A 21,648-nucleotide genomic window follows, 5' to 3' on the forward strand; every position below is an offset into this window, starting at 1 on the left:
CCGAATGGGCGGGTGTCGAGCCGGCGATGACCGCTCGGGCACGCGGGCCCTCAGGCCACCGGACTCCCGGCGGTCAGCCGATGCGGACACCGAACTGGAACGGCATGTTCCCGATGGCCTCGTAGCGAACGCTGGCGCCCGGCTTGGGAGCGTGCAGCACCTGGCCGTTGCCCGCGTAGAAGCCGACGTGGTGCAGGTCGCCGTAGAAGATGACCAGGTCGCCCTTCTGGAGCTGCCCCTGCGAGAGCCGCGTACCGGCGTTGGCCTGGGCCTCGGAGGTCCGCGGGATGGAGACGCCGGCCTGCGCGTACGCCCAGGAGGTGAGCCCGGAGCAGTCGAACGAGCCGGGCCCGGAGGCACCGTAGACGTACGGCGTGCCGATCTTGCCCTGGGCGGCGGCGAACGCGGCGGCCGCGCGCGACGAGGAGGCGGGGGCGTCCCCGAGGTCGGCGCGGGCGGACGAACCGCCACCGCTGCCGCTGCCCCGGCTGGCGCGCTCCTCGTCGGCCTTGACCAGCTCGGCGCGCTCCTTCTCGGTGAGCGTGTTGAGCAGCTTCTGCGCGGCGCTGAGCTTGGTCTGGACTTCCTTCTTCTTCGCGGTGAGCACCTTGCGGGTCTCCGCGAGGTCCTTGACCTTGCCCTGGGCCTCCTTGCGCTGCTGCGCGAGGGTTCGCTGCTTGTCCTGGATCTGCCGGAGCGACTCGGCCTGCTTGGAGCTGATCTGGTCGAGCGTGCCCGCCTTCTCCAGGTAGCTGTCCGGGTCCGAGGAGAGGAAGAGCTGGAGCGCGGGGTCGATGCCGCCGGTGCGGTACTGGCTGCTGGCCATCAGACCGAGGCCGTCGCGCATCTGGTTGAGCTCGTCCTGGCCGCGGGCGACCTTGTCCTGGATGGCGCCGACCTGCTTCTCCAGCTTCTTCTGCGCCTCTTCGGCGCCGCTGGCCTTCTCGGTGGCCCGCTCCGCGTCCTCGTAGAGCTTGTCGACCTTCTCCTTGACGTCCGCCTTGCTCGGCGTCGGCGCGGCGTTGGCGGCCTGGGAGCTCAGGGCGACAGCGGCGGCGGCGGTCGCGGTGAGGACGGTCACCCGGGTACGGCTCGGGGGCTTGGGACGACGGTGGGACGCCACGGAGGCGAGCTCCTTCTTCCTCAGCCGCCTGCCGGTCCTCGGGTGGGGGACGTCAGTCCCGGCTCCGCGCGTACGGCTCCCCCGCGAACTGGGCCGAACTGCGCGAAAACGGCGGTTCCTTCACTGCCACCCCGGATGGGTGATCAACCGCGCGAAGGTTCGAGGCATGACCCTAGTGACCTCCTTGTGATCAGTTCAAATCCTTGTAAGGAAAAACTCCGTCACGAAGCACATTATTTACAGACGCCGACAGCCAGCCGATCGGCAATACACATGCAGTAGCGAACATTTGACATCACACCCATGCAAGCACCGATCAATTCGGGCATTCGCCACCACAGTTGGCCATACGCCAACCGACCGGGCCGATCGGCCACGCGTACGCGCCCCGACCGGTCGCCCGTCAGGCGCGGGAGAGCCGCTTCAGCAGCAGGGCGGAGGCGACGGGCCGGGCACCGGCGCGGGCGACCCCGTCCGCGACCTCGCGGTCGGTGGAGACCACCACCACGGGGCGCCCCGGCGGCTCCGCCCTGACGAGCTGGCGGATCAGCTCGTCCGCGGTCACCCCCGGCTTGGAGAAGAGCACCCGCACCCCGCGCGGCGGCGCGAGCAGCACCGGCGCGGCCAGCTCCGCGCCGTCGAAGACACAGGTCACCTCGGCGCCCGTCTGCGCCGCGAGCATGGCGAGCCCGCCCAGCAGCCGCAGCCGCTGCTTCTCCAACGGCATCGTGGGATAACCGGTCTTGGTCACGTTGTAGCCGTCCACGATCAGATGTGCCTGCGGCAGCGCGAGCAACTGATCGAGCAGCGCCGGATCCATGTCGGAGAGCGCGCGGGCCGCCACGTCCTTGGGTGACATCCGGCCGGGCTCCACCGCGTCGACCGTGTCGGCGGGCCGGCTGGCGGCGGGCGGCAGCGCGAGCTCACGGCGCAGCCCCTGCGCCGACTCCAGCACCGTGTCCAGCAGCAGCCGCAGCCGCATGTCCTCGACCGAGCGGCCCTCGCGCGCGGCCCGGCGGCTCGACTCGACGGTGGACTCCGCCTCCGCGAGCCGCGCCCTGATCCGGCGCGTCTCGCTCTCGGCCGCCGACACCTGGGCCGCGCTCTCCGTCCTGAAGGCCTCGGACTCCGCGTGCGCGCGGCGCAGGGCGGCGTCGCCGCGCTTCACATCGCTGAGCGCGCTGCGCAGCTTACGGTGGAGCACCTCGGTCTCCTTGCGCGCGGCGTCCAGCTCCGCACGCAGCCGCTCCGTCTCGCTCTTCGTCTGCGACCTGGCGGCGGACAGCTCCGCGCGCAGCCGCTCCAGCTCACGCCGGGTCTCCTCATCGGCGCGCTCGGCGTCGGCGCGCTGCGCCTCCTCACCGGCGGCGGCGACCAGTTTCACCCATCCGGGCGGTCTGAGCACATACGCGGCGGCCGCTACGTCGACGGGGTCGGCCGCGGCGGGCGGCGACCCGGACTGCAGGGCGGCGGCCAGCTCCGGCTGGGCCTGGCCGATCCGCTCGCCGATGCGCTGCCGGAACAGGGGGTCGCTCTCCAGCGCGGCGGCCATCGCATTGCCCGCGAATTTCGCACGCCTGTTCGGAGTGAAGCGCGCGTACTGCCGCAGCTGGGCGGGCAGCTCGGTGACGGTCAGCCCGCCGAAGGCGTCCGAGACGAGCGCGACGACCCGGCGTCGTACGCCGTCGGGGAGCGGGCGGTCGAGCGCCTCCGCGGCGCCACCGCCGGCCGCACCGGCCGGCTCAGCACCGCTCGCGGGCTGCTCCACGATCCGTCACCCCATCCACCCCTTACGGGCGGTTCCCTCAGGAACCGGCACCCGGCCTGTCCACCAGCTCGATCTGATCCACGGCGTTGCACCAGCGGCAGCGCACCGACTCGATGGTCTCACTGACCACCTCACGCTCCTCGACCGTCGGCTCCCCGGCCAGGTCCAGATGGACGTACTCGACGACCTTGGACGAGCGCGTCACATCGAACCTGGTCAGATTGCCGCACAAGGTACAGCGCCACCGGGTGGAGGCCGTGGGCTGCGGAACCGTCGGAAGTGCTGCCATCGTGGCGTCCCCTCGCTCTTCATTTCCATCGTCCCTAAGCGGTGCCCCGCGATGCGGCGTCGAACCGCGGACGGCACCCGGCAACCCTACGGCCTCACGGCTCTCCCCCGGCGCCACGGGCTTCGAAGCGGGCTCTCTCCTCGCCTGGGTGCGGTACGGGCGTACCGATAGAGTGAGGGGTCCAGTCGGCGGCCACCGAGGGAGAACGCCAACCGTGATCACCGCGATCGTGCTCATCAAGACCAGCGTGGACCGTATCCCCGAGATCGCCGAGGCGATCTCCGCTCTGGACAACGTCAGCGAGGTCTTCTCCGTGACCGGGCAGTACGACCTGATCGCCATGGTCCGGGTCGCCAAACACGACGACCTGGCGGATGTGATCCCCGGCCGGATCAGCAAGATCGCCGGCGTCGAGGCCACGGACACGCACGTCGCGTTCCGTACGTACTCCCAGCACGACCTGGAGGCGGCCTTCGCGATCGGACTCGACGCGTAGACCGCCTCGGACAGGCAGGGCAGACACGGCAGGCGGGGCGGGCGCGACGGGAGCCGCCCGCCGACGGCCCGCCGGGGGCCTCCGGGTGAGGTACGGAGCTATGCGGCCGCGCCGTCCCGGTCCGGGACGCAACGGCCTTCCTCCGTACGGTAGTTCCACCGCGCGCCGTCGCTCACCAGCTCCCGCACCGCGCGCACGAAGCGCTCCACGTGCTCGTCCGGCGTCCCCGCGCCGAAGCTGACCCGGATCGCGTTGAGCGAGCGCTCACCCGGCTCGGCCTCCGGGGCGCCGCACTCCCCCGGGTCCTGCGGGTCGCTGCCCAGCAGCGTCCTGACCAGCGGGTGGGCGCAGAACAGACCGTCCCGTACGCCGATGCCGTACTCGGCGGAGAGCGCGGCGGCGAAGTGCGAGCTGTTCCACCCCTCCACCACGAACGACAGGACGCCGACCCGCGGCGCGTCGTCGCCGAAGAGCGAGAGCACCTGGACCTCGGGCACCGTCGCCAGTCCCGCGCGCACCTCGGCGACCAGCCGCTGCTCCCGGGCGGCCAGCGCGTCGAACCCCGCCTCGGTGAGCGCCTGGCAGGCGGAGGCGATCGCGTAGACGCCGATGACGTTGGGCGAGCCGGCCTCGTGGCGGGCGGCCGTGGCGTGCCAGTCGACGTCCACCCCGCCGTCGGCACGGCGCGCCACCTTGCGGCTGGCGCCGCCGCCCGCGAGATACGGCTCGGCGTCCTGGAGCCAGTCGGCGCGGCCCGCGAGGACCCCGGAGCCGAACGGCGCGTACAGCTTGTGGCCGGAGAAGGCGACCCAGTCGACGCCGAGTTCCGCGATGTCCACGGCGTGGTGCGGGACGAGCTGCGCGGCGTCGAGGACGATCCGGGCGCCGTGGGCGTGCGCGGCGGCGGTCAGCTCCCGTACGGGCCACAGCTCACCGGTCACGTTGGACGCGCCCGTCACGCAGACCAGCGCCGGCGCGCCCGGGTCGCGCTCGGCCAGCGCCCGCTCCAGGGTGGCGACGGCCTCGGCCGGGGTGCGCGGCGCGTTGAGGTAGGTGACCCGGGCGTCGCGCCAGGGCAGCAGCGAGGCGTGGTGCTCGGTCTCGAAGACGAAGACCTGGCAGCCGGCCGGCAGCACGGCCGCCAGCAGGTTGAGGGAGTCGGTGGTCGAGCGGGTGAAGACGACCTGGTCGTCGGCGCGGCAGCCGAGGAACTCCGCGACCGTGCGGCGGCTGTTCTCGAAGAGGTCGGTGGAGAGCTGCGAGAGGTAGCCGGCGCCGCGGTGGACGCTTCCGTAGTACGGGGCGTAGGCGGCGACGTCGTCCCACACCCGCTGGAGGGCCGGGGCGCTGGCGGCGTAGTCGAGGGCCGCGTACGTGACCTCGCCGCCGGTGACGAGCGGGACGGTCACATCGCGGCCGAGCACCGGGAGCGGTGCTCCACAGGCGGGGTCCTCGGACCCGGCGGAGGCAGCGGTGGCGGTGGTGGAGGCAGCGGAGGAGGAGGCGTTGGGGCGTGCGGACATGGCGTTGTCTCCCGGCGAGAAGAGTCGGAACAGCTTCAAGGACCCACACGGCGCCGTAACAGCATGACGGCATGACAGAGGTGGCGCCAGATGCGGATGTTGCCTCGACGCACGGAAGAGACCGTACGGAGGCGTGTGGAAGAAGGGGCGTAAGAGCCCTAACGCATTCGCTTGCTCACGAGACTGCTCCCTTGAGGACCAGGACCCCAAAGGTGAGAAGGGGTCCGCGCTTGCCGCGGACCTCGCTGCCCACGGCCTGGTCTTCACCCGGGGCACCCCGCCACGGACGGAGGGTTGCCGGACAGCGAGCCGGGGCCTTAATCGCTGTCACTCATGACCTTGGCCGAAAGTATCGCACGGCGGCCTGAACCCCCCAAGTGCTGTCCGCGATACGGGACGGGGCGCGGGGGCGGGGCAGGGCACGGGGCAGGGGACGGGCACGGGGCGGGCGCGAGCACCGCACGAGCACGGGCGGGCACAGGCAGGGGCCGGGACGCGCGCTCCGCGCCCCGGCCCCTCCCCTGCGTCCGGTCAGGCGTTGCTGGCCGCCACCCAGCGGGCCAGCGCGTCCCGCGCCGCGCCCGAGTCGATCGCCTCCGCGGCCCGCGCGATCCCCGCCGTGAGCTGGCTCTCCAGCGGCTCGCCCGTCAGGTCCAGCGCCACCAGCGCCGCCGCCGAGTTGAGCAGCACCGCGTCCCGTACGGGACCGGCCTCGCCCGCCAGCAGCCGGCGCGCGACATCGGCGTTGTACGAGGCGTCCGCGCCGCGCAGCGCCTCCACCGGGACCAGGTCCAGGCCGACATCGCGCGGGTCGAAGGGCTGCTCGGTCACCTTGCCGTCCCGCACGGTCCACACCCGGGAGGTCGCGGTGGTGGTCAGCTCGTCGAGCCCGTCGTCGCCGCGGAAGACCAGCGACGAGTTGCCCCGCTCGGCGAGGACCCCCGCGACGATGGGCGCCATCCGGATGTCCGCCACACCCACCGCCTGGGCTCTGACCCGGGCCGGGTTGGTGAGCGGGCCGAGGATGTTGAAGGTGGTCTGCGCGCCCAGTTCCTTGCGCGCCTTGGCCGCGTACCGCAACGCCGGGTGGAACTTGACCGCGAAGCAGAACGTGATGCCCGCTTCCTCCGCGACCTCGGCGACCCGCTCCGGTGTCAGCTCCAGATTGACGCCGAGCTTCTCCAGTACGTCCGAGGCACCGCTCGCGGAGGACGAGGCGCGGTTGCCGTGCTTGACGACCTTGGCGCCCGTGCCCGCCACGACGATCGCGGACATGGTGGAGATGTTGACGGTCTTGGCGAGATCGCCTCCGGTGCCGACGATGTCGACCGTACGGCCGGGCACCTCGATGGTGTGGGCGTGCGTGTACATGGCGCGGACCAGACCCGAGACCTCCTCGACCGTCTCGCCCTTCGCCCGCAGCGCCACCGCGAAGCCGGCGATCTGCGCGTCGGTGGCCTCGCCGCCCATGATGCGGTCCATGGCCCACGCCGTGTCGTCGGTGGTCAGGTTCTCGCCGCGCAGCAGGGGGTTCAGTACGCCCGGCCAGGTGCGGGCCGCCACGGTGTCGCCTCCGACAGGGGTCACAGCGCTCATGCTCGCTCCTGGGTGTCTGGGACGGCTGCGTGGGCCTCGTACGGTGTGACGGTGTACGGCCCGGCCGCAAGCCTATCGGCGTAGCCGGGCCCCGGTGGAAGAGTGCCCGTACTGCGGACGCGTGGGCGCGTACGACACCGCGGGGGGGCACGCCGAGGGCCCCGGCCGGCTCCCTGGGGAGACCGGGCCGGGGCCCTCGGTGGTGGCGACCTGTGTCAGGCCGGGCGATCAGTGGTGGCCGTGGCCGCTGGTGATCTCCTTGTACTCCTCCGCGGTGGGCTTGGGGAGCTGGTTGTTCTCGCCGTAGTAGCCCTTGCTCAGCTTGACCCTGAGCTTCTCGACGGGCGACACCTTGCGGCGTACCCCGTTCTCGTCGGTCTCGGGGCCCAGCTCGGCGGGCTGGTACTGCTCGTGCGCGGTCAGCTTGTGCAGGTCGCCCTGGTCCAGCGGGGTGTGGACCTCGATGAACTCACCGTGCGGCAGCCGCTTGATGACACCGGACTCGCGGCCGTGCAGCACCTTCTCGGCGTCGCGTCGCTGGAGACCGATGCAGATCCGCTTGGTGACGATGAAGGCGATGACCGGTCCGACGAAGAAGGCGATCCGGACGAACCAGGTGATCGCGTTGATCGACAGATGGAAGTGCGTCGCCCACAGGTCGTTACCGCCACCGACCAGCAGAATGAAGTACCAGGTCAGCCAGGCCACACCGAACGCGGTACGCGTCGGGGCGTTGCGCGGGCGGTCCAGGATGTGGTGCTCGCGCTTGTCCCCGGTGACCCAGGACTCGATGAACGGGTAGACCGCGATCGTGACCAGCACCAGCGGGAAGATGACCAGCGGGATGAAGACACCCAGGACGAGCGTGTGTCCCCACGCGTTGATCTCCCAGCCGGGCATCACACGGATGAGGCCTTCGGAGAAGCCCATGTACCAGTCGGGCTGGGCGCCGGTGGAGACCTGGTCGGGCCGGTACGGGCCGAGGGCCCAGATCGGGTTGATCGTGGCGATCGCGGAGACGATCGCGATGACCCCGAAGACCAGGAAGAAGAAGCCTCCGGCCTTGGCCATGTAGACCGGCAGCAGCGGCATGCCGACGACGTTGGTGTTCGTCTTGCCGGGGCCCGCGAACTGCGTGTGCTTGTGGTAGAAGACCAGGATCAGGTGGGCCACGACCAGACCCAGCATGATGCCGGGCAGCAGCAGGATGTGGACCGAGTAGAACCGGGCCACGAAGTCGCCGCCGGGGAACTCGCCGCCGAACAGGAACATCGACAGGTACGTTCCGACGACCGGCACCGACAGGACCGCGCCCTGCATGAACCGCACACCGGTACCGGAGAGCAGGTCGTCCGGGAGCGAGTAGCCGGTGAACCCGGTGAACATGCCCAGGACGAAGAGCAGGAAGCCGAACAGCCAGTTGACCTCGCGCGGCTTGCGGAAGGCGCCCGTGAAGAAGACGCGCATCATGTGGACCAGCATGGCCGCGAGGAAGATCAGCGCCGCCCAGTGGTGGATCTGCCGGATGAGCAGACCGCCGCGGACGTCGAAGCTGATGTCCAGCGTGGAGGCGAACGCCTCCGACATCATCACGCCCTGGAGCGGGACGTAACCGCCGTGGTACTCCACCTCGTTCATCGACGGGTGGAAGAACAGCGTCAGGTACACACCCGTGAGGATGATGATGATGAAGCTGTAGAGGCAGATCTCCCCGAGCATGAAGGACCAGTGGTCCGGGAAGATCTTCCGCATGTTGGCCTTGGCCAGGCTGTAGATGCCCAGCCGGCCGTCCGCCCAGTCGGCCACCCGCTCGCCCGCGGGCGCTTTACGGGCCTTGTCGTCCGTCGTGGCAGTGGTCGTCGTGGTACTCATCCGCGCTCCCAGAAGGCCGGGCCGACGGGCTCGGCGAAGTCGCCGAGTGCCTCAAGGTTGCCCTCCGCGTTCACGCCGATCCGCAGCTGCGGCAGGGCGTGACCGGCGGGGCCGAAGATGACGCGCGCGCCGTCGGAGAGGTCGAAGGTGGACTGGTGGCACGGGCAGAGCACGTGGTGCGTCTGCTGCTCGTACAGGCTGATCGGGCACCCGACGTGGGTGCAGATCTTCGAGAACGCCACGATCCCCTGGTGGGACCAGTCCAGTTCCTGCTTGTCCTTGATCTCGTCCGGCTGGATCCGGACGATCATCAGGGCGGCCTTGGCGATCTCCTTCTGGAACTCCTCGCTGTGCTGCTCCAGACCCTCGGGCATGGCGAAGGTCAGCGAGCCCGTGACGACGTCCTCGGGACGCAGCGGCTCCATCGTGTTCATGTTGATGAGCTGCTTGCCCTTGGCCCACAGGGTCGAGCGGAGCTTCTTCTCGGGCAGCGGACCGAGGTCGCGCAGGAGCACGACGCCGGAGAGCGGTACGAGCGCCAGCGCGCCGAACATCGTGTTGCGGATCAGCTTGCGCCGGCCGAAGCCCGACTCGGCCGCACCCGCGGCGAAGTCCTCCAGGACCTTCGCCTTGACCTCGGGCGGCGCCTCGATCGGGTGCCGGTCGTCGGCGATCTCCACGTCCGACATCAGCGTGCGGGCCCAGTGGACCGCGCCGGCGCCGATGGCGAACAGGGCGACACCGAGGGTCACACCCAGCGAGAAGTGCAGGATGCTGACGTGCCCGAACGGGAAGATGAAGACGCTCTTGTCGACCGGGAAGGCGACGAACGAGGCGATGAACGCGACCGTCGCCAGCATCGACAGCAGGAACAGGCCGGCGACGGTGCGCTCGGACCGCTTGGCCGCCCGCTCGTCGATGTCCTGGATGCGCGGCTTGTGGGCCGGCATCCCCGGATCCGCGAAGGGATCGTCGGCGCGCGCCACCTCGCCGTGCGCGGCGGCTTGGCCGCTCGGCAGGGTCTCTTCTACTGAATTCTCTTGGCTACTCATGACTTCTTGGCCTTAGCGGTGTGGGCCGCGACCCAGACGGCGACGGCGATCAATGCGCCCAGTCCGAAGATCCAGGCGAACAGCCCCTCGCTGACGGGGCCGAGGCCGCCGAGGGAGAGGCCGCCGGGGCTGACGGTCTCATCCCCGTTCACCGCCTTGACGTACGCGATGATGTCCTTCTTCTGCTGCTCCGGCATCGAGGAGTCGGGGAAGGAAGGCATGTTCTGCGGGCCGGTCTGCATGGCCTCGTAGATGTGCTTCGGATCCACGCCCTCAAGGCTCGGTGCGGACTTGCCGTGCGTCAGCGCGCCACCCTCACCGGTGAAGTTGTGGCACTGGGCGCAGTTGGTGCGGAACAGTTCGCCACCCTTGCCGATGTCGGCACCGTCGGGGCTGTACTGGTTCTCGGTCGGCGTGATCGGGCCGGCGCCGAGGGACGCGACGTACGCGGCGAGCTGGTCGATCTGCTTCTGGTCGTAGATGACCTTCTTCTTCGGTACCTGCGCGCCGGGCTGCTGGGCCGGCATGCGGCCGGTGCCGACCTGGAAGTCCACGGCGGCGGAGCCGACCCCGACCAGGCTCGGGCCGTCAGAGGTCCCCTGACCGCCGACTCCGTGGCAGCTTGCGCAGCCCACGGTGTAGAGCTTCTTGCCCTCCTCGATGGCGAGGGACTGGGCGGTCTCGTCAGCCTGTGCCTTGCTCGCGGGCGCGAACGCGGCGTACAGCCCCCCGGTGGCCGCCAGCGCGAAGAGTAGGACGACGATCGCCGCCAGCGGATGGCGTCGTCGTGCGGAGAGCTTTTTCACGGATTACCCCGGTGTCAGGATCTTCTGCGTCGGTGCTTCTGGACTGTGTCTGTCGGGCGGCGCGCGTCGGGCGCGGCGTCCGGCTACTTGATCAAGTAGATCGTGGCGAAAAGGCCGATCCAGACGACATCGACAAAGTGCCAGTAATAGGACACGACGATGGCGGCGGTCGCCTGCTCGTGGGTGAACCTCTTGGCCGCGTACGTCCTGCCCAGGACGAACAGGAACGCGATCAGACCCCCCGTCACGTGCAGACCGTGGAAGCCGGTGGTCAGGTAGAACACCGAGCCGTACGGGTCGGAGGAGAGCGAGATGCCGTCCTTCTTGACCAGCTCGGTGTACTCGAAGACCTGGCCGCCGATGAAGATCGCACCCATCACGAACGTGACCACGAACCACGTGCGGAGCTTCTTCACGTCACCGCGCTCGGCGGCGAAGACGCCGAGCTGGCAGGTGAGGGAGGAGAGCACCAGGATCGTGGTGTTCGTCGCCGAGAACGGGACGTTCAGGGCATGAGCCATTTCCTTCCAGTAATCCGCCCCCATCACCGATCGCAGGGTGAAGTACATCGCGAAGAGGGCCGCGAAGAACATCAGCTCGGAACTCAGCCAAATGATGGTTCCGACACTGGTGAGGTTCGGCCGATTGACCGACGGGTGCGCGTGCCCGGTTTCTACTGTCGTTGCTGTCGCCACGACCGACATTATGTCGGTCGCTTATCTCGCGCTGACTCCCGGGGTGCCGTTCGGTGTGTCCATGGGGTGTGTCCAGCTCGAACGGACCGGCGAAGGCCTGTCCTCACCCGTGCTGACACGGTGTCCGACGGAGTACGATCCGCGCATCGGTTCAGGGCCGTGGAGCCCTGGAGCCCCCGCAGACACCGATGTCACGGAGGAACAATGCAGCCGACCGCCACCGTGCTGGTCTACAGCGACGACGCGAACACCCGCGAGCAGGTCAGGCTGGCGGCGGGCCGGCGGCCGGCCGCCGATGTCCCACCGGTCGAGTTCGTGGAGTGCGCGACCCTGCCCGCGGTGCTCGAACGGCTGGACCGCGGCGGGATCGACGTCTGCGTCCTGGACGGCGAGACGGCCCCCGCGGGCGGTATGGGCGTCGCCCGGCAGATCAAGGACGAGATCTTCAACTGCCCGCCCGTGCTGCTGCTGATCGGCCGCCCGCAGGACGCCTGGCTGGCCACCTGGAGCCGCGCGGACGCCGCGGTGACCCTGCCGGTCGAGCCGGTCGGCTTCGCGGACGCCCTGGCCTCACTGCTGCGCTCCAGGCTCGCCGTGGACGCCTGACGAGCGGTTTCCGTACGGGACGGACGTGTACGGCCGTACGTACGGACACACGGGCGGACGCAGCGGACGTACGGGCATAACGGCGGCCGGGGTGCCTCGCACCCCGGCCGCCGCCGTACCGGGCCCGTGCACGGGGCTCAGATCGCCGGGCGCAGCCGCGCCGGGTCGGCGAGCGAGCTGCCCTCCCGGGTGCCGGCCTGGAGGACGCTGCCCTTGCGCCAGTCCTTCCAGTCCACGTTCCAGTCGCCGTAGCCGTTGCCGAAGTCCTCCATGTAGTCACCGGCGCTGTTGATGACCTGGACGATGTCGCCCTCCCTGACGGTCTCGAAGAACCAGGCGGCGTTGCCGGTGGACATGCCGGTGCAGCCGTGGCTGACGTTCGCCGCGCCCTGGGAGCCCACGGACCACGGTGCGGCGTGCACGTACTCACCGCTCCAGGTCACCCGGGTCGCCCAGTAGACCGGCAGGTCGTACCCCTCGCCGCCGCCGATGCCGACGGTGGAGCCGCGCATCCGCACGAAGTACTCCTTGCCGAGCACGACCTTGATGCCGTTACGGGTGGAGAAGCCCGGCTTGCCGGTGGTCACCGGGATGGTGTTGATCTCCTCGCCGTTGCGGTAGATCGTCATGGAGTGCGCCGATGCGTCGGTGATGGCCTCGATCTTGTCGCCGATGGTGAGCTTCAGCGGCTTGGTGGCCTTTCCGTACAGCTTGTCCGAGATCTTCACCCCTTCGAGGTTGCTGACGGCGGTGATCTTGCTGTTCGCGGGCCAGTACTCCTTGGGCCGGAAGTGCATCGTCTCGTCGTCCACCCAGTGCCAGGTGCCGCCGTCCGCGGCGGGCGTGGAGCGTACCTTCAGGGAGCGCTCCACGATGGCTCTGGCCGCCTTGGACTTGACGGGCTCGCTGAGGGTGGCGGTGATCGGCTGGCCGACGCCGTACGTGCCCGCGTCGGGGCCGAACTCGACCTCCAGGGTCTTCTTCGGCTTGGCGGTCTGGAAGGTGAGCGCCCGGGAGCCGGGCTTGCCCTCCTCGTTCTCCGTGGCGACCCGGACGGTGTAGCGGGCACCGGCGGCCAGCGGGGCCGTGGAGCGCCAGCGCATCCCGTCGGCGGTGAGTTCGCCCGCCAGGTAGTGGCCGCCCGCGTCGACCGCCGTGACGTCCGTGATCCGGCCGTCGCGGCTCTTGGAGACCACTTCGAGCGGCTTGTCGGGGTTCACCTTCTTGCCCCCCGCGGCGACGCTGAAGACGATCTGCCCGTCGGCGTCGTACGGCTTGTTGGAGAGCGGGTGGGTCTCGGGACCGCCGCACGCGGTCGCGCACGCCCCGAGGGACACGACCAGTACGGTGCAGCTCAGGACGGCGCGCAAGCGTGGCGTGTGGTTCATGAGCACACGGTAAGAACATTCGCCGCCGGCAGCGCGACGAGTGATGCAAACGGGGGGCCCGGTCACTCCTGGTAGGAGTGACCGGGCCCCCCGGGGTCCGCGGTAGGCACCAGCGGTAGGTACTACTGGTTCCGGCTACTGGTTTCCGCTACTGGTTCTGGTTCTCACCGCGGTAGAACTCGAAGACCCAGCCCCACAGGCCGACCAGGATCAGCGGCAGCGAGAAGTACAGCAGCCACCAGCCGATGGCGACGCCCAGGAAGGCGAGCGCGCCGCCGATGGCGAGCGAGAACGGCTGCCAGCTGTGCGGGGCGAAGAACCCCACCTCACCGGCCTCGTCCGCGACGTCGGCCTCCTTGTTGTCCTGCGCGAGCGCGTCCATCCGCCGGGCCGTGAAGGCCAGGTAGAAGCCGATCATCACGCTCAGGCCGAAGGCCAGGAACAGCGCCGTCGTACCGACCGGCTCCTTCGACCAGACGCCGTACACGATGGCCACGGCGAGGATGAAGACACTCAGCCAGATGAACATCCTGCCTTGGATCTTCACTTGCCGGCCTCCTTGCCACCGGCGAGGGCACCGGCCGCGGCCCCGTGGCCGGCGTTCTCAAGCTGGTCGAGCGCGGCGATCTCGGGGTGGTGCAGATCGAACGCGGGGGATTCCGAACGGATCCGCGGCAGCGTGAGGAAATTGTGCCGCGGCGGCGGGCAGGAAGTCGCCCATTCGAGTGAACGGCCGTAGCCCCATGGGTCGTCGACCTCGACCTTCTTGCCGTACTTGGCGGTCTTCCACACGTTGTAGAAGAACGGCAGGATCGACAGACCGAGCACGAACGAACTGATCGTGGAAATGGTGTTCAGCGCGGTGAAACCGTCGGACGCGAGATAGTCCGCGTAACGGCGCGGCATACCTTCGGCACCCAGCCAGTGCTGGACGAGGAAGGTGCCGTGGAAGCCGATGAACAGCGTCCAGAAAGTGATCTTCCCGAGCCGCTCGTCCAGCATCTTCCCGGTGAACTTCGGCCACCAGAAGTGGAAGCCGGCGAACATCGCGAACACGACCGTCCCGAACACCACGTAGTGGAAGTGCGCCACCACGAAGTAGGAGTCCGACACGTGGAAGTCCATCGGGGGCGACGCCAGGATGACACCGGTGAGTCCGCCGAAGAGGAACGTCACCAGGAACCCGATCGTCCACAGCATCGGCGTCTCGAAGGACAGTGAGCCCTTCCACATCGTGCCGATCCAGTTGAAGAACTTCACCCCGGTGGGCACCGCGATCAGGAACGTCATGAACGAGAAGAACGGCAGGAGCACCCCGCCCGTCACATACATGTGGTGCGCCCACACCGTGACCGACAGACCCGCGATCGAGATCGTCGCCGCGACCAGACCGATGTAACCGAACATCGGCTTCCGCGAGAAGACCGGAATGACTTCCGAGACGATCCCGAAGAACGGCAAGGCGATGATGTACACCTCGGGATGCCCGAAGAACCAGAAGAGGTGCTGCCACAGCAGCGCCCCGCCGTTGGCCGCGTCGAAGATGTGCGCACCGAACTTACGGTCCGCCTCCAGCGCGAAGAGCGCCGCCGCCAGCACCGGGAAGGCCAGCAGGACCAGCACACCGGTCAGCAGCACGTTCCAGGTGAAGATCGGCATCCGGAACATCGTCATGCCAGGCGCCCGCATGCAGATGATCGTGGTGATGAAGTTGACCGACCCGAGAATCGTCCCGAACCCGGAGAACGCCAGACCCATGATCCACAGGTCCGCGCCGATACCCGGCGACCGGACCGCGTCCGACAGCGGCGAGTACGCGAACCACCCGAAGTCCGCCGCGCCCTGCGGGGTGATGAAACCACTCACCGCGATCAGCGAACCGAAGAGGTACAGCCAGTAGGCGAACATGTTCAGCCGCGGGAACGCCACATCCGGCGCCCCGATCTGCAGCGGCATGATCCAGTTCGCGAAACCCGCGAACAACGGCGTCGCGAACATCAGCAGCATGACCGTGCCATGCATCGTGAACGCCTGGTTGAACTGCTCGTTCGACATGATCTGCGTACCCGGACGGGCCAGCTCGGCGCGCATGAAGAGCGCCATCACCCCGCCGATGCAGAAGAACGCGAACGACGTGATCAGATACATCGTGCCGATCGTCTTGTGGTCAGTGGTCGTCAACCACTTCACCACGACGTTGCCCGGCTGTTTGCGCCGTACCGGCAGCTCGTTCTCGTACGAGTCCTCTGCTGCTGCGGCGGCACCCTGGGGTTCGTTGAGGATGCTCACAGTTTGTTCGTCTCCGCATTCCTGGCCGGATCCGTCTGCGCGATGCCCGACGGGATGTAGCCGTTCTGGCCCTTCTCGGCCAGCTCTTCCAGGTGCTTCTGGTAGCGCTCCGGGGAGACCACCTTGACGTTGAAGAGCATCCGCGAGTGGTCGACACCGCAGAGCTCGGCGCACTTACCGAGGAAGGTGCCCTCCTGGTTCGGGGTGACCTCGAAGGAGTTGGTGTGCCCCGGGATGACGTCCTGCTTCATCAGGAACGGCACCACCCAGAAGGAGTGGATGACGTCGCGCGAGGTCAGGATGAACCGGACCTTCTCGCCCTTGGGCAGCCACAGCGTCGGACCCGGGTTGTTGGTCTGCGGGTTCCGCGTGCCCGGGACGCCGTAGTCGTAGACGCCCTCCGCGCCCTGGGGGAACTCATCCGTGAACCGCTTGGGGATGGCGTCGAGTTCCTTGGGGATCTCGTTGCCCGTGGCGGGGTTGCCGTCCACGTTCTCGATGTAGTTGAAGCCCCAGCTCCACTGGTAGCCGACCACGTTGATCGTGTGGGCCGGCTTCGCGGAAAGGCTGAGGAGCTTCGACTCGTCCCGTGCGGTGAAGTAGAAGAGCACCGACACGATGATGAGCGGGACCACGGTGTACAGCGCCTCGATGGGCATGTTGTACCGGGTCTGCGGAGGAACTTCCACCTTGGTGCGGCTGCGCCGGTGGAAGATGACGCTCCACAGGATCAGGCCCCATACCAGTACGCCCGTGATGAGCGCTGCCGCCCACGAGCCCTGCCAGAGGGAGAGGATCCGGGGAGCCTCCTCCGTCACTGGGGTGGGCATTCCAAGGCGGGGGAAGTCCTTGTATGTGCAACCCGTGGAGGTCGCGAGGATCAGGCCCGCAGTCAGCACCTGCGGCAGCTTCCGCCGCATCGGGCGCCGCGACGAGCGGTCGGAGCCGTTGGGACTCACGTAGCGCCTTCCCGAGAGTCTCGCCCGCGCGGCCGGCTGCCGCCGTCTCCTGGTCGGCCGCCGGCCCTGACGCGGGCGGGGGTGTGGATGTTTATGCGGACCAAACCCTACTGGACGCGTTTTCAGGCCGTGCGGGGAGGGTGCCCAACGCGCCGCCCGACTCCCCGAAGGAGTGGCCTGTGCTGTTCCGGGGCCGTCCGCGGGCCCGTCGGGCCGCGGGCCGGCCGGGCTCCGCGCGCGACCGGGGCCGGCTCCACGTGTGGGCGGGTCCGCTTCTGACGCCCCCTCCGGCGGCGCGTTAGCGTGGCCGACGTGCCCTACTTCGACGCCGCTTCCTCCGCCCCGCTGCACCCGGTCGCCCGGCAGGCCCTGCAGGCTTCCCTGGACGAGGGGTGGGCGGACCCCGCCCGCCTCTACCGCGAGGGGCGACGGGCCGGACTGCTGCTGGACGCGGCCCGGGAGGCCGCCGCGGAGGCCGTCGGCTGCCGCCCCGACGAACTCGTCTTCACTCCTTCGGGGACACACGCGGTCCACGCCGGGATGTCCGGTGCGCTGGCCGGCCGGCGCCGGGTCGGGCTCGGGGTGACCGTCTCCGCCGTCGAGCACTCCTCGGTGCTCCACGCGGCGTCCGCCCACGAGGCGGCGACCGGCGGGGCGCTGACCGAGGTGCCGGTGGACCGGTACGGGGCGGTGGCGCCGGAGACGTACGCCGGCGCCCTGCACGAGGACACGGCGCTGGCCTGCCTCCAGTCCGCCAACCACGAGGTGGGTACGGAGCAGCCGGTGGCCGAGGTCGCCGAGGTGTGCCGCAGCCGGGGCGTCCCGCTGCTGGTGGACGCGGCGCAGTCGCTGGGCTGGGGCCCGGTGGAGGGCGCCTGGTCGCTGCTGACGGCGAGCGCGCACAAGTGGGGCGGTCCGGCCGGCGTCGGGCTGCTGGCCGTGCGCAAGGGGGTCAGGTTCGCCCCGGGCGGCCCGGCCGACGAACGGGAGTCGGGGCGCGCCCCCGGCTTCCAGAACATCCCGGCGATCGTGGCGGCGGCGGCCTCACTGCGCGCGGTGCGCGCGGAGGCGGCGGCCGAGGCGGTCCGGCTGCGGGCGCTGGTGGAGCGGATCAGGGCGCGGGTCCCGGAACTGGTGTCCGACGTCGAGGTGGTGGGGCATCCGGAGCGGCGGCTCCCCCATCTGGTGACGTTCTCGTGTCTCTATGTTGACGGGGAGGCCCTTCTGCACGAGCTGGACCGGGCCGACTTCTCGGTCTCCTCGGGGTCGTCCTGCACCAGCAGCACGCTGACGCCGTCCCATGTGCTGCGCGCGATGGGCGTGTTGTCGGAGGGGAACGTCCGGGTCTCACTGCCGGCCGGGACGCCGGAGGCGGAGGTGGACCGGTTCCTGGAGGTGCTGCCGGGGGTGGTGTCCGGCGTACGGGAGAGGCTGGGGGCACCGGCCGGGGCGGATGGGGCGGGTGGGACCGGTGGCTCCGGGGTCCTCGACGCCGCCGGTACGGAGCCGTCGTTGGTGGTCGACGCGCTCGGGCGGCGCTGTCCCGTCCCGGTGATCGAGCTGGCCAAGGTGTTCGGCGGGGTGCCGGTGGGCGGGACGGTGACGGTGCTCTCGGACGACGAGGCGGCGCGGCTGGACATCCCCGCGTGGTGCGAGATGCGCGGGCAGGAGTACGTGGGCGAACGCCCGGCGGACCACGGTGTCGCGTATGTGGTCCGCCGGGTGTCGTGATCGCGCCGCCGTGCGCGGCACCCGGTGGGCGGTGGCCGGCCGGGTGGTCTCAGGCGAGGTGGGCCTGGACCTCGGCCGCCGCGTCGTGGCCGTACGCCTTGGTGAAGCGCTCCATGAAGCGGGTCCTGGCCAGGGTGTACTCCTGGGTGCCGACCGTCTCGATGACCAGGGTCGCGAGCATGCAGCCGACCTGCGCCGCGCGCTCCAGGCTGACGCCCCAGGCGAGACCGGAGAGGAACCCGGCGCGGAACGCGTCGCCGACGCCGGTGGGGTCGGCCTTCGCCTCCTCCTCCGGGCAGGCGACCAGGATCGGCTCCTCGCCGGCGCGGTCGATCCGGACGCCGTTCTTGCCGAGGGTGGTGACGCGGTGGCCGACGCGGGAGAGGATCTCGGCGTCGGTCAGGCCCGTCTTGGCCTCGATGAGCCCCTTCTCGTACTCGTTGGAGAAGAGGTACGTGGCGCCGTCGAGGAGGGTGCGGATCTCGTCGCCCTCCATGCGGGCGATCTGCTGCGAGAAGTCCGCGCCGAACGGGATGGAGCGCGTACGGCACTCCTCGGTGTGCCGGAGCATGCCCTCCGGGTCGTCGGCGCCGATCACGACGAGGTCGAGGCCGCCGACGCGGTCGGCGACCTTCTTCAGCTCGATCTGGCGGGCCTCGCTCATGGCGCCCGCGTAGAAGGAGCCGATCTGATTGTGGTCCGCGTCCGTCGTGCAGACGAAGCGCGCGGTGTGCAGGACCTCGGAGATCCGTACGGAGGCGGTGTCGACGCCGTGCCGGTCGAGCCAGGCGCGGTACTCGTCGAAGTCCTGGCCGGCCGCGCCGACCAGGATGGGGCTGGTGCCGAGCTGACCCATGCCGAAAGCGATGTTCGCGCCGACACCGCCCCTGCGCACCTCTAGGTTGTCGACCAGGAAGGAGAGGGAGACCGTGTGGAGCTGATCCGCGACGAACTGATCCGCGAAACGGCCGGAGAAGGTCATCAGATGGTCGGTGGCGATGGAGCCGGTGACTGCGATTCGCACGGCGTGAACGCTCCTGATGAGGGAGAACGGTGGACGGTTCACGCTACCGGTTGCCGGCGTTCTTCCCTAAGCCGCTGTCCCGCCGCAGTTCCGTCCCTGTCCCGCCGCTGTCCCGCCGCTGTTCCGCCGCCGTCCGCCCGCACCCGGGGGCGACGGAATGTCCGAAAGCGGCGATCGCCACCCGGACGGCGTAACTCCTGCCCCGTACGGCCTCAGCGGGGAACCACGCGCGGCTCTCTTCCGTCCCACCGGTGCCAGGGGAACGAACACGCAGTCGAAGGAGCGCAGCGGTGACGAGCACGGAGCGGCCCGACGAGAGCACAGCCGACAGCGCTGACCGCCCGCGCGGCCGGCGTTCACCGTTCGCCGTCGCCGCGGTGGCCGCGGCGGTCCTGATCGCCGGGGGCGGTGGCGCGTATTTCGCCACGAGCGCCTTCGGCAGCTCCGGCGGCGGAACAGGCGACCGCGCGGACGGCACGGGCGACACGGGCGACGGGAACCCGCCGCTCCTCGCGCTCGACGCCCCCGCGGCGGGAGCGGGCGCGGCCCCCGGTGGTTCGGCGGGATCCCCGCCACCCGCCATCGCGCCCGGTGAGCCGGATCCGAGCGGAGTCGTCTACCGCGCGGAGGGCAAGCTGCCCGCGGGGCCGGACACCGCACGCGTCTACCGTACGAGCGGGGCGGTCCCCGCGGACGATGTGACCCGGCTGGCGAAGGCGTTCGGGATGACGGGCGCGCCCCGGTCGGACGGGACGTCCTGGAAGGTCGGTACGGACAAGGACGGCTCGGGCCCGCTGCTGCGCGTCGCCAAGCAGGCGCCGGGTGCCTGGACCTTCGCGGAGTTCGGCGCCGTACCGGGCGGGGACAACTGCCTCAAGGGCACGAAGTGCCCGGGTGGAGGCGGCGGTTCCTTCGCGCCCGGCAGCGAGGAGGGAGCGGTCGGCGAGGCGGCGGCGAAGAAGGCGGCCGCGCCGATGCTGAAGGCACTCGGCCAGGACGACGCGGACATCGACGCGAGCGGGCTCATGGGCGCGGTCCGCGTGGTCACCGCGGACCCGGTGATCGGCGGGCTGCCCACGTACGGCTGGTCGACGGCGATCCAGGTGAGCCCCGACGGCCGGGTGACCGGTGGGTACGGGCAGCTCACGCCCCCGGAGCGGGGTGACGCGTATCCGGTGATCAGCGCGGAGGCGGCGCTGAAGGAGCTGAACAGGGCGGCGGCCGGCGCCGGTCCGGGCTCCGGTGCCGGCCGGATCGGCGGCTGCGCGACACCGGTGCCGCTGGACGACGGCACGGCGCGTACGGGGGCGGACGTGCCGCCCGCGCTGCCGTGCGCGCCGAAGAGCGATGCCCCGGCCCCGCGGTCCGAAGAGATCACCCGGGCGGTCTTCGGGCTCGCGGCGCGCTCGGTGGACGGGCGCGCCGCGCTCGTGCCCTCCTGGCTGTTCGAGGTGGCGTCGGAGGACGGCGCCCTGCCGTACACGGTCACGCACCCGGCGGTGGCGCCGAAGTTCCTGAAGAAGGCGGCGCAGGAGCCCGTACCCCCGCACAAGGAGCTGCCCGGCGGCCCCGGGGCGGACGGCCCCGGCACGGTCCCGACGCAGCACGCCACGTCGTACGAGACGGCGGGGCGGACCCTGACGCTGCACTTCACGGGCGGTGTGTGCGACACGTACGGGGCGACGGCCGACGAGAGCGGCACGGCGGTGAAGGTGAAGGTGGTCGTGACCGACCCCGATCCGGAGCGGGTCTGCGTCGCGATGGCCAAGGAGCAGTCGGTCGAGGTGACACTGGACAAGCCGCTGGGCGACCGGCAGGTGGTGGACGCGAAGACGGGCGAGAAGATCGCGCGCCACTGACCGCGCCGGCGGCGGCGCGGGTGACGCGCCGCCGAGCACCCGGCGGTGCGCGCCACTGGCCGCGCCCGCCCGGCAGCGGCCCCGCACAGCGCCCACAGCGCCGGAAAGGCGGCGGTGCTCCCTCCACGGGAGCGCCGCCGCCTTTCACGTACTGCTTGCCGGCGGTGACTCTCAGCCGCGTGAGTCCTAGCTGAAGGAGTCACCACAGGCGCAGGAGCCCGTCGCGTTCGGGTTGTCGATGGTGAAGCCCTGCTTCTCGATCGTGTCGACGAAGTCGATCGAGGCGCCGCCCAGGTACGGGGCGCTCATCCGGTCGGTGACGACCTTGACGCCGTCGAAGTCCTTGACGACATCGCCGTCGAGCGAGCGCTCGTCGAAGAACAGCTGGTAGCGGAGGCCGGAGCAGCCGCCGGGCTGAACGGCGACGCGCAGTGCGAGGTCGTCCCGGCCTTCCTGGTCCAGCAGTGCCTTGACCTTGCCCGCGGCGGCGTCGGACAGGAGGATGCCGTCGCTCACGGTGGTGGTCTCGTCCGATACGGACATCTGCTTCTCTCCCGGGTTGTACGGACTGC

Annotated in this window: 19 protein-coding genes and 1 riboswitch; of the genes, 4 read left to right on the plus strand and 15 right to left on the minus strand. The window is 70.2% G+C overall.

The features are described from left to right. Positions 1 to 73: 73 nt before the first annotated feature. The 3 genes from AB0P17_RS01940 to AB0P17_RS01950 form a co-directional block, all read right to left on the minus strand. Positions 74 to 1,123 (minus strand): NlpC/P60 family protein, encoded by a 1,050-nt coding sequence (locus AB0P17_RS01940; protein ID WP_365806679.1) that lies wholly within the window; start codon positions 1,121 to 1,123, stop codon positions 74 to 76. A gap of 403 nt (positions 1,124 to 1,526) precedes the next feature. Beyond that, positions 1,527 to 2,891, minus strand: a complete 1,365-nt coding sequence (locus AB0P17_RS01945) for an NYN domain-containing protein (RefSeq protein WP_365806680.1) — start codon at positions 2,889 to 2,891, stop codon at positions 1,527 to 1,529. 37 nt (positions 2,892 to 2,928) lie between these two features. Then, positions 2,929 to 3,180 (minus strand): hypothetical protein, encoded by a 252-nt coding sequence (locus tag AB0P17_RS01950; RefSeq protein WP_365806682.1) that lies wholly within the window; start codon positions 3,178 to 3,180, stop codon positions 2,929 to 2,931. A gap of 214 nt (positions 3,181 to 3,394) precedes the next feature. On the opposite strand from AB0P17_RS01950, the gene AB0P17_RS01955 reads away from it, so the two are divergent. Next, positions 3,395 to 3,676: an Lrp/AsnC ligand binding domain-containing protein gene (locus tag AB0P17_RS01955; RefSeq protein WP_365806683.1), complete on the plus strand. Its 282-nt coding sequence runs from the start codon at positions 3,395 to 3,397 to the stop codon at positions 3,674 to 3,676. Positions 3,677 to 3,774: 98 nt separating this feature from the next. Here the strand turns inward: AB0P17_RS01955 and AB0P17_RS01960 are convergent, their stop codons facing one another. The 6 genes from AB0P17_RS01960 to AB0P17_RS01985 all read right to left on the minus strand — a co-directional run bounded on the left by AB0P17_RS01960 (position 3,775) and on the right by AB0P17_RS01985 (position 11,229). Next, positions 3,775 to 5,199 (minus strand): aminotransferase class V-fold PLP-dependent enzyme, encoded by a 1,425-nt coding sequence (locus AB0P17_RS01960; RefSeq protein WP_365806685.1) that lies wholly within the window; start codon positions 5,197 to 5,199, stop codon positions 3,775 to 3,777. A gap of 221 nt (positions 5,200 to 5,420) precedes the next feature. Next, positions 5,421 to 5,538: riboswitch (SAM riboswitch) on the minus strand. A 192-nt stretch (positions 5,539 to 5,730) separates the two neighbouring features. Then, a complete protein-coding gene (trpD, locus tag AB0P17_RS01965) occupies positions 5,731 to 6,795 on the minus strand; it encodes an anthranilate phosphoribosyltransferase (protein ID WP_365806686.1) in 1,065 nt (354 codons plus the stop codon). A gap of 228 nt (positions 6,796 to 7,023) precedes the next feature. Continuing rightward, positions 7,024 to 8,667 carry a ubiquinol-cytochrome c reductase cytochrome b subunit gene (locus AB0P17_RS01970; protein ID WP_365806687.1) on the minus strand — a complete coding sequence of 548 codons (1,644 nt, stop codon included), beginning with the start codon at positions 8,665 to 8,667 and terminating at the stop codon, positions 7,024 to 7,026. Beyond that, positions 8,664 to 9,719, minus strand: coding sequence for a Rieske 2Fe-2S domain-containing protein (locus AB0P17_RS01975; RefSeq protein WP_365806688.1), 1,056 nt, complete (start codon positions 9,717 to 9,719; stop codon positions 8,664 to 8,666). Before AB0P17_RS01975 ends, AB0P17_RS01970 begins: the two co-directional genes overlap by 4 nt. Then, positions 9,716 to 10,525 (minus strand): c-type cytochrome, encoded by an 810-nt coding sequence (locus AB0P17_RS01980; protein ID WP_365806690.1) that lies wholly within the window; start codon positions 10,523 to 10,525, stop codon positions 9,716 to 9,718. The genes AB0P17_RS01975 and AB0P17_RS01980 overlap by 4 nt, the downstream gene beginning before the upstream one ends. Before the next feature lie 83 nt (positions 10,526 to 10,608). Further along, positions 10,609 to 11,229: a heme-copper oxidase subunit III gene (locus AB0P17_RS01985; protein ID WP_365806692.1), complete on the minus strand. Its 621-nt coding sequence runs from the start codon at positions 11,227 to 11,229 to the stop codon at positions 10,609 to 10,611. Positions 11,230 to 11,424: 195 nt separating this feature from the next. On the opposite strand from AB0P17_RS01985, the gene AB0P17_RS01990 reads away from it, so the two are divergent. Beyond that, positions 11,425 to 11,826, plus strand: coding sequence for a hypothetical protein (locus AB0P17_RS01990; protein ID WP_365806693.1), 402 nt, complete (start codon positions 11,425 to 11,427; stop codon positions 11,824 to 11,826). A gap of 137 nt (positions 11,827 to 11,963) precedes the next feature. Here the strand turns inward: AB0P17_RS01990 and AB0P17_RS01995 are convergent, their stop codons facing one another. The 4 genes from AB0P17_RS01995 to coxB form a co-directional block, all read right to left on the minus strand. Then, the gene (locus tag AB0P17_RS01995; RefSeq protein WP_365806696.1) at positions 11,964 to 13,214 is read right to left on the minus strand and encodes an Ig-like domain-containing protein; all 1,251 of its coding nucleotides are present in this window, start codon (positions 13,212 to 13,214) and stop codon (positions 11,964 to 11,966) included. A gap of 148 nt (positions 13,215 to 13,362) precedes the next feature. Then, positions 13,363 to 13,761 (minus strand): cytochrome c oxidase subunit 4, encoded by a 399-nt coding sequence (locus AB0P17_RS02000; RefSeq protein ID WP_365806698.1) that lies wholly within the window; start codon positions 13,759 to 13,761, stop codon positions 13,363 to 13,365. Continuing rightward, positions 13,758 to 15,503 (minus strand): cytochrome c oxidase subunit I, encoded by a 1,746-nt coding sequence (ctaD, locus tag AB0P17_RS02005; protein WP_365806700.1) that lies wholly within the window; start codon positions 15,501 to 15,503, stop codon positions 13,758 to 13,760. Before ctaD ends, AB0P17_RS02000 begins: the two co-directional genes overlap by 4 nt. Beyond that, positions 15,500 to 16,462: a cytochrome c oxidase subunit II gene (coxB, locus tag AB0P17_RS02010; protein WP_365806702.1), complete on the minus strand. Its 963-nt coding sequence runs from the start codon at positions 16,460 to 16,462 to the stop codon at positions 15,500 to 15,502. The genes ctaD and coxB overlap by 4 nt, the downstream gene beginning before the upstream one ends. Positions 16,463 to 16,774: 312 nt before the next feature. Here coxB and AB0P17_RS02015 point away from each other — a divergent pair, with 312 nt between their 5' ends. Then, positions 16,775 to 18,193 (plus strand): aminotransferase class V-fold PLP-dependent enzyme, encoded by a 1,419-nt coding sequence (locus AB0P17_RS02015; protein ID WP_365806703.1) that lies wholly within the window; start codon positions 16,775 to 16,777, stop codon positions 18,191 to 18,193. A gap of 49 nt (positions 18,194 to 18,242) precedes the next feature. On the opposite strand, the gene AB0P17_RS02020 is transcribed toward AB0P17_RS02015, so the two are convergent. Next, positions 18,243 to 19,217 carry a carbohydrate kinase family protein gene (locus AB0P17_RS02020; RefSeq protein ID WP_365806706.1) on the minus strand — a complete coding sequence of 325 codons (975 nt, stop codon included), beginning with the start codon at positions 19,215 to 19,217 and terminating at the stop codon, positions 18,243 to 18,245. A gap of 290 nt (positions 19,218 to 19,507) precedes the next feature. Between AB0P17_RS02020 and AB0P17_RS02025 the strand changes: the two genes are divergently transcribed. Continuing rightward, entirely contained in the window at positions 19,508 to 21,076 is a 1,569-nt protein-coding gene (locus AB0P17_RS02025; protein ID WP_365806709.1) for a hypothetical protein, read from the plus strand. A 186-nt stretch (positions 21,077 to 21,262) separates the two neighbouring features. Here AB0P17_RS02025 and AB0P17_RS02030 read toward each other — a convergent pair whose 3' ends face one another. Continuing rightward, positions 21,263 to 21,619 carry an iron-sulfur cluster assembly accessory protein gene (locus tag AB0P17_RS02030; protein ID WP_329826308.1) on the minus strand — a complete coding sequence of 119 codons (357 nt, stop codon included), beginning with the start codon at positions 21,617 to 21,619 and terminating at the stop codon, positions 21,263 to 21,265. Between the last annotated feature and the right edge of the window lie 29 nt (positions 21,620 to 21,648).

This window comes from Streptomyces sp. NPDC088124 (assembly GCF_040685895.1).
Taxonomy (GTDB): Bacteria; Actinomycetota; Actinomycetes; order Streptomycetales; family Streptomycetaceae; genus Streptomyces.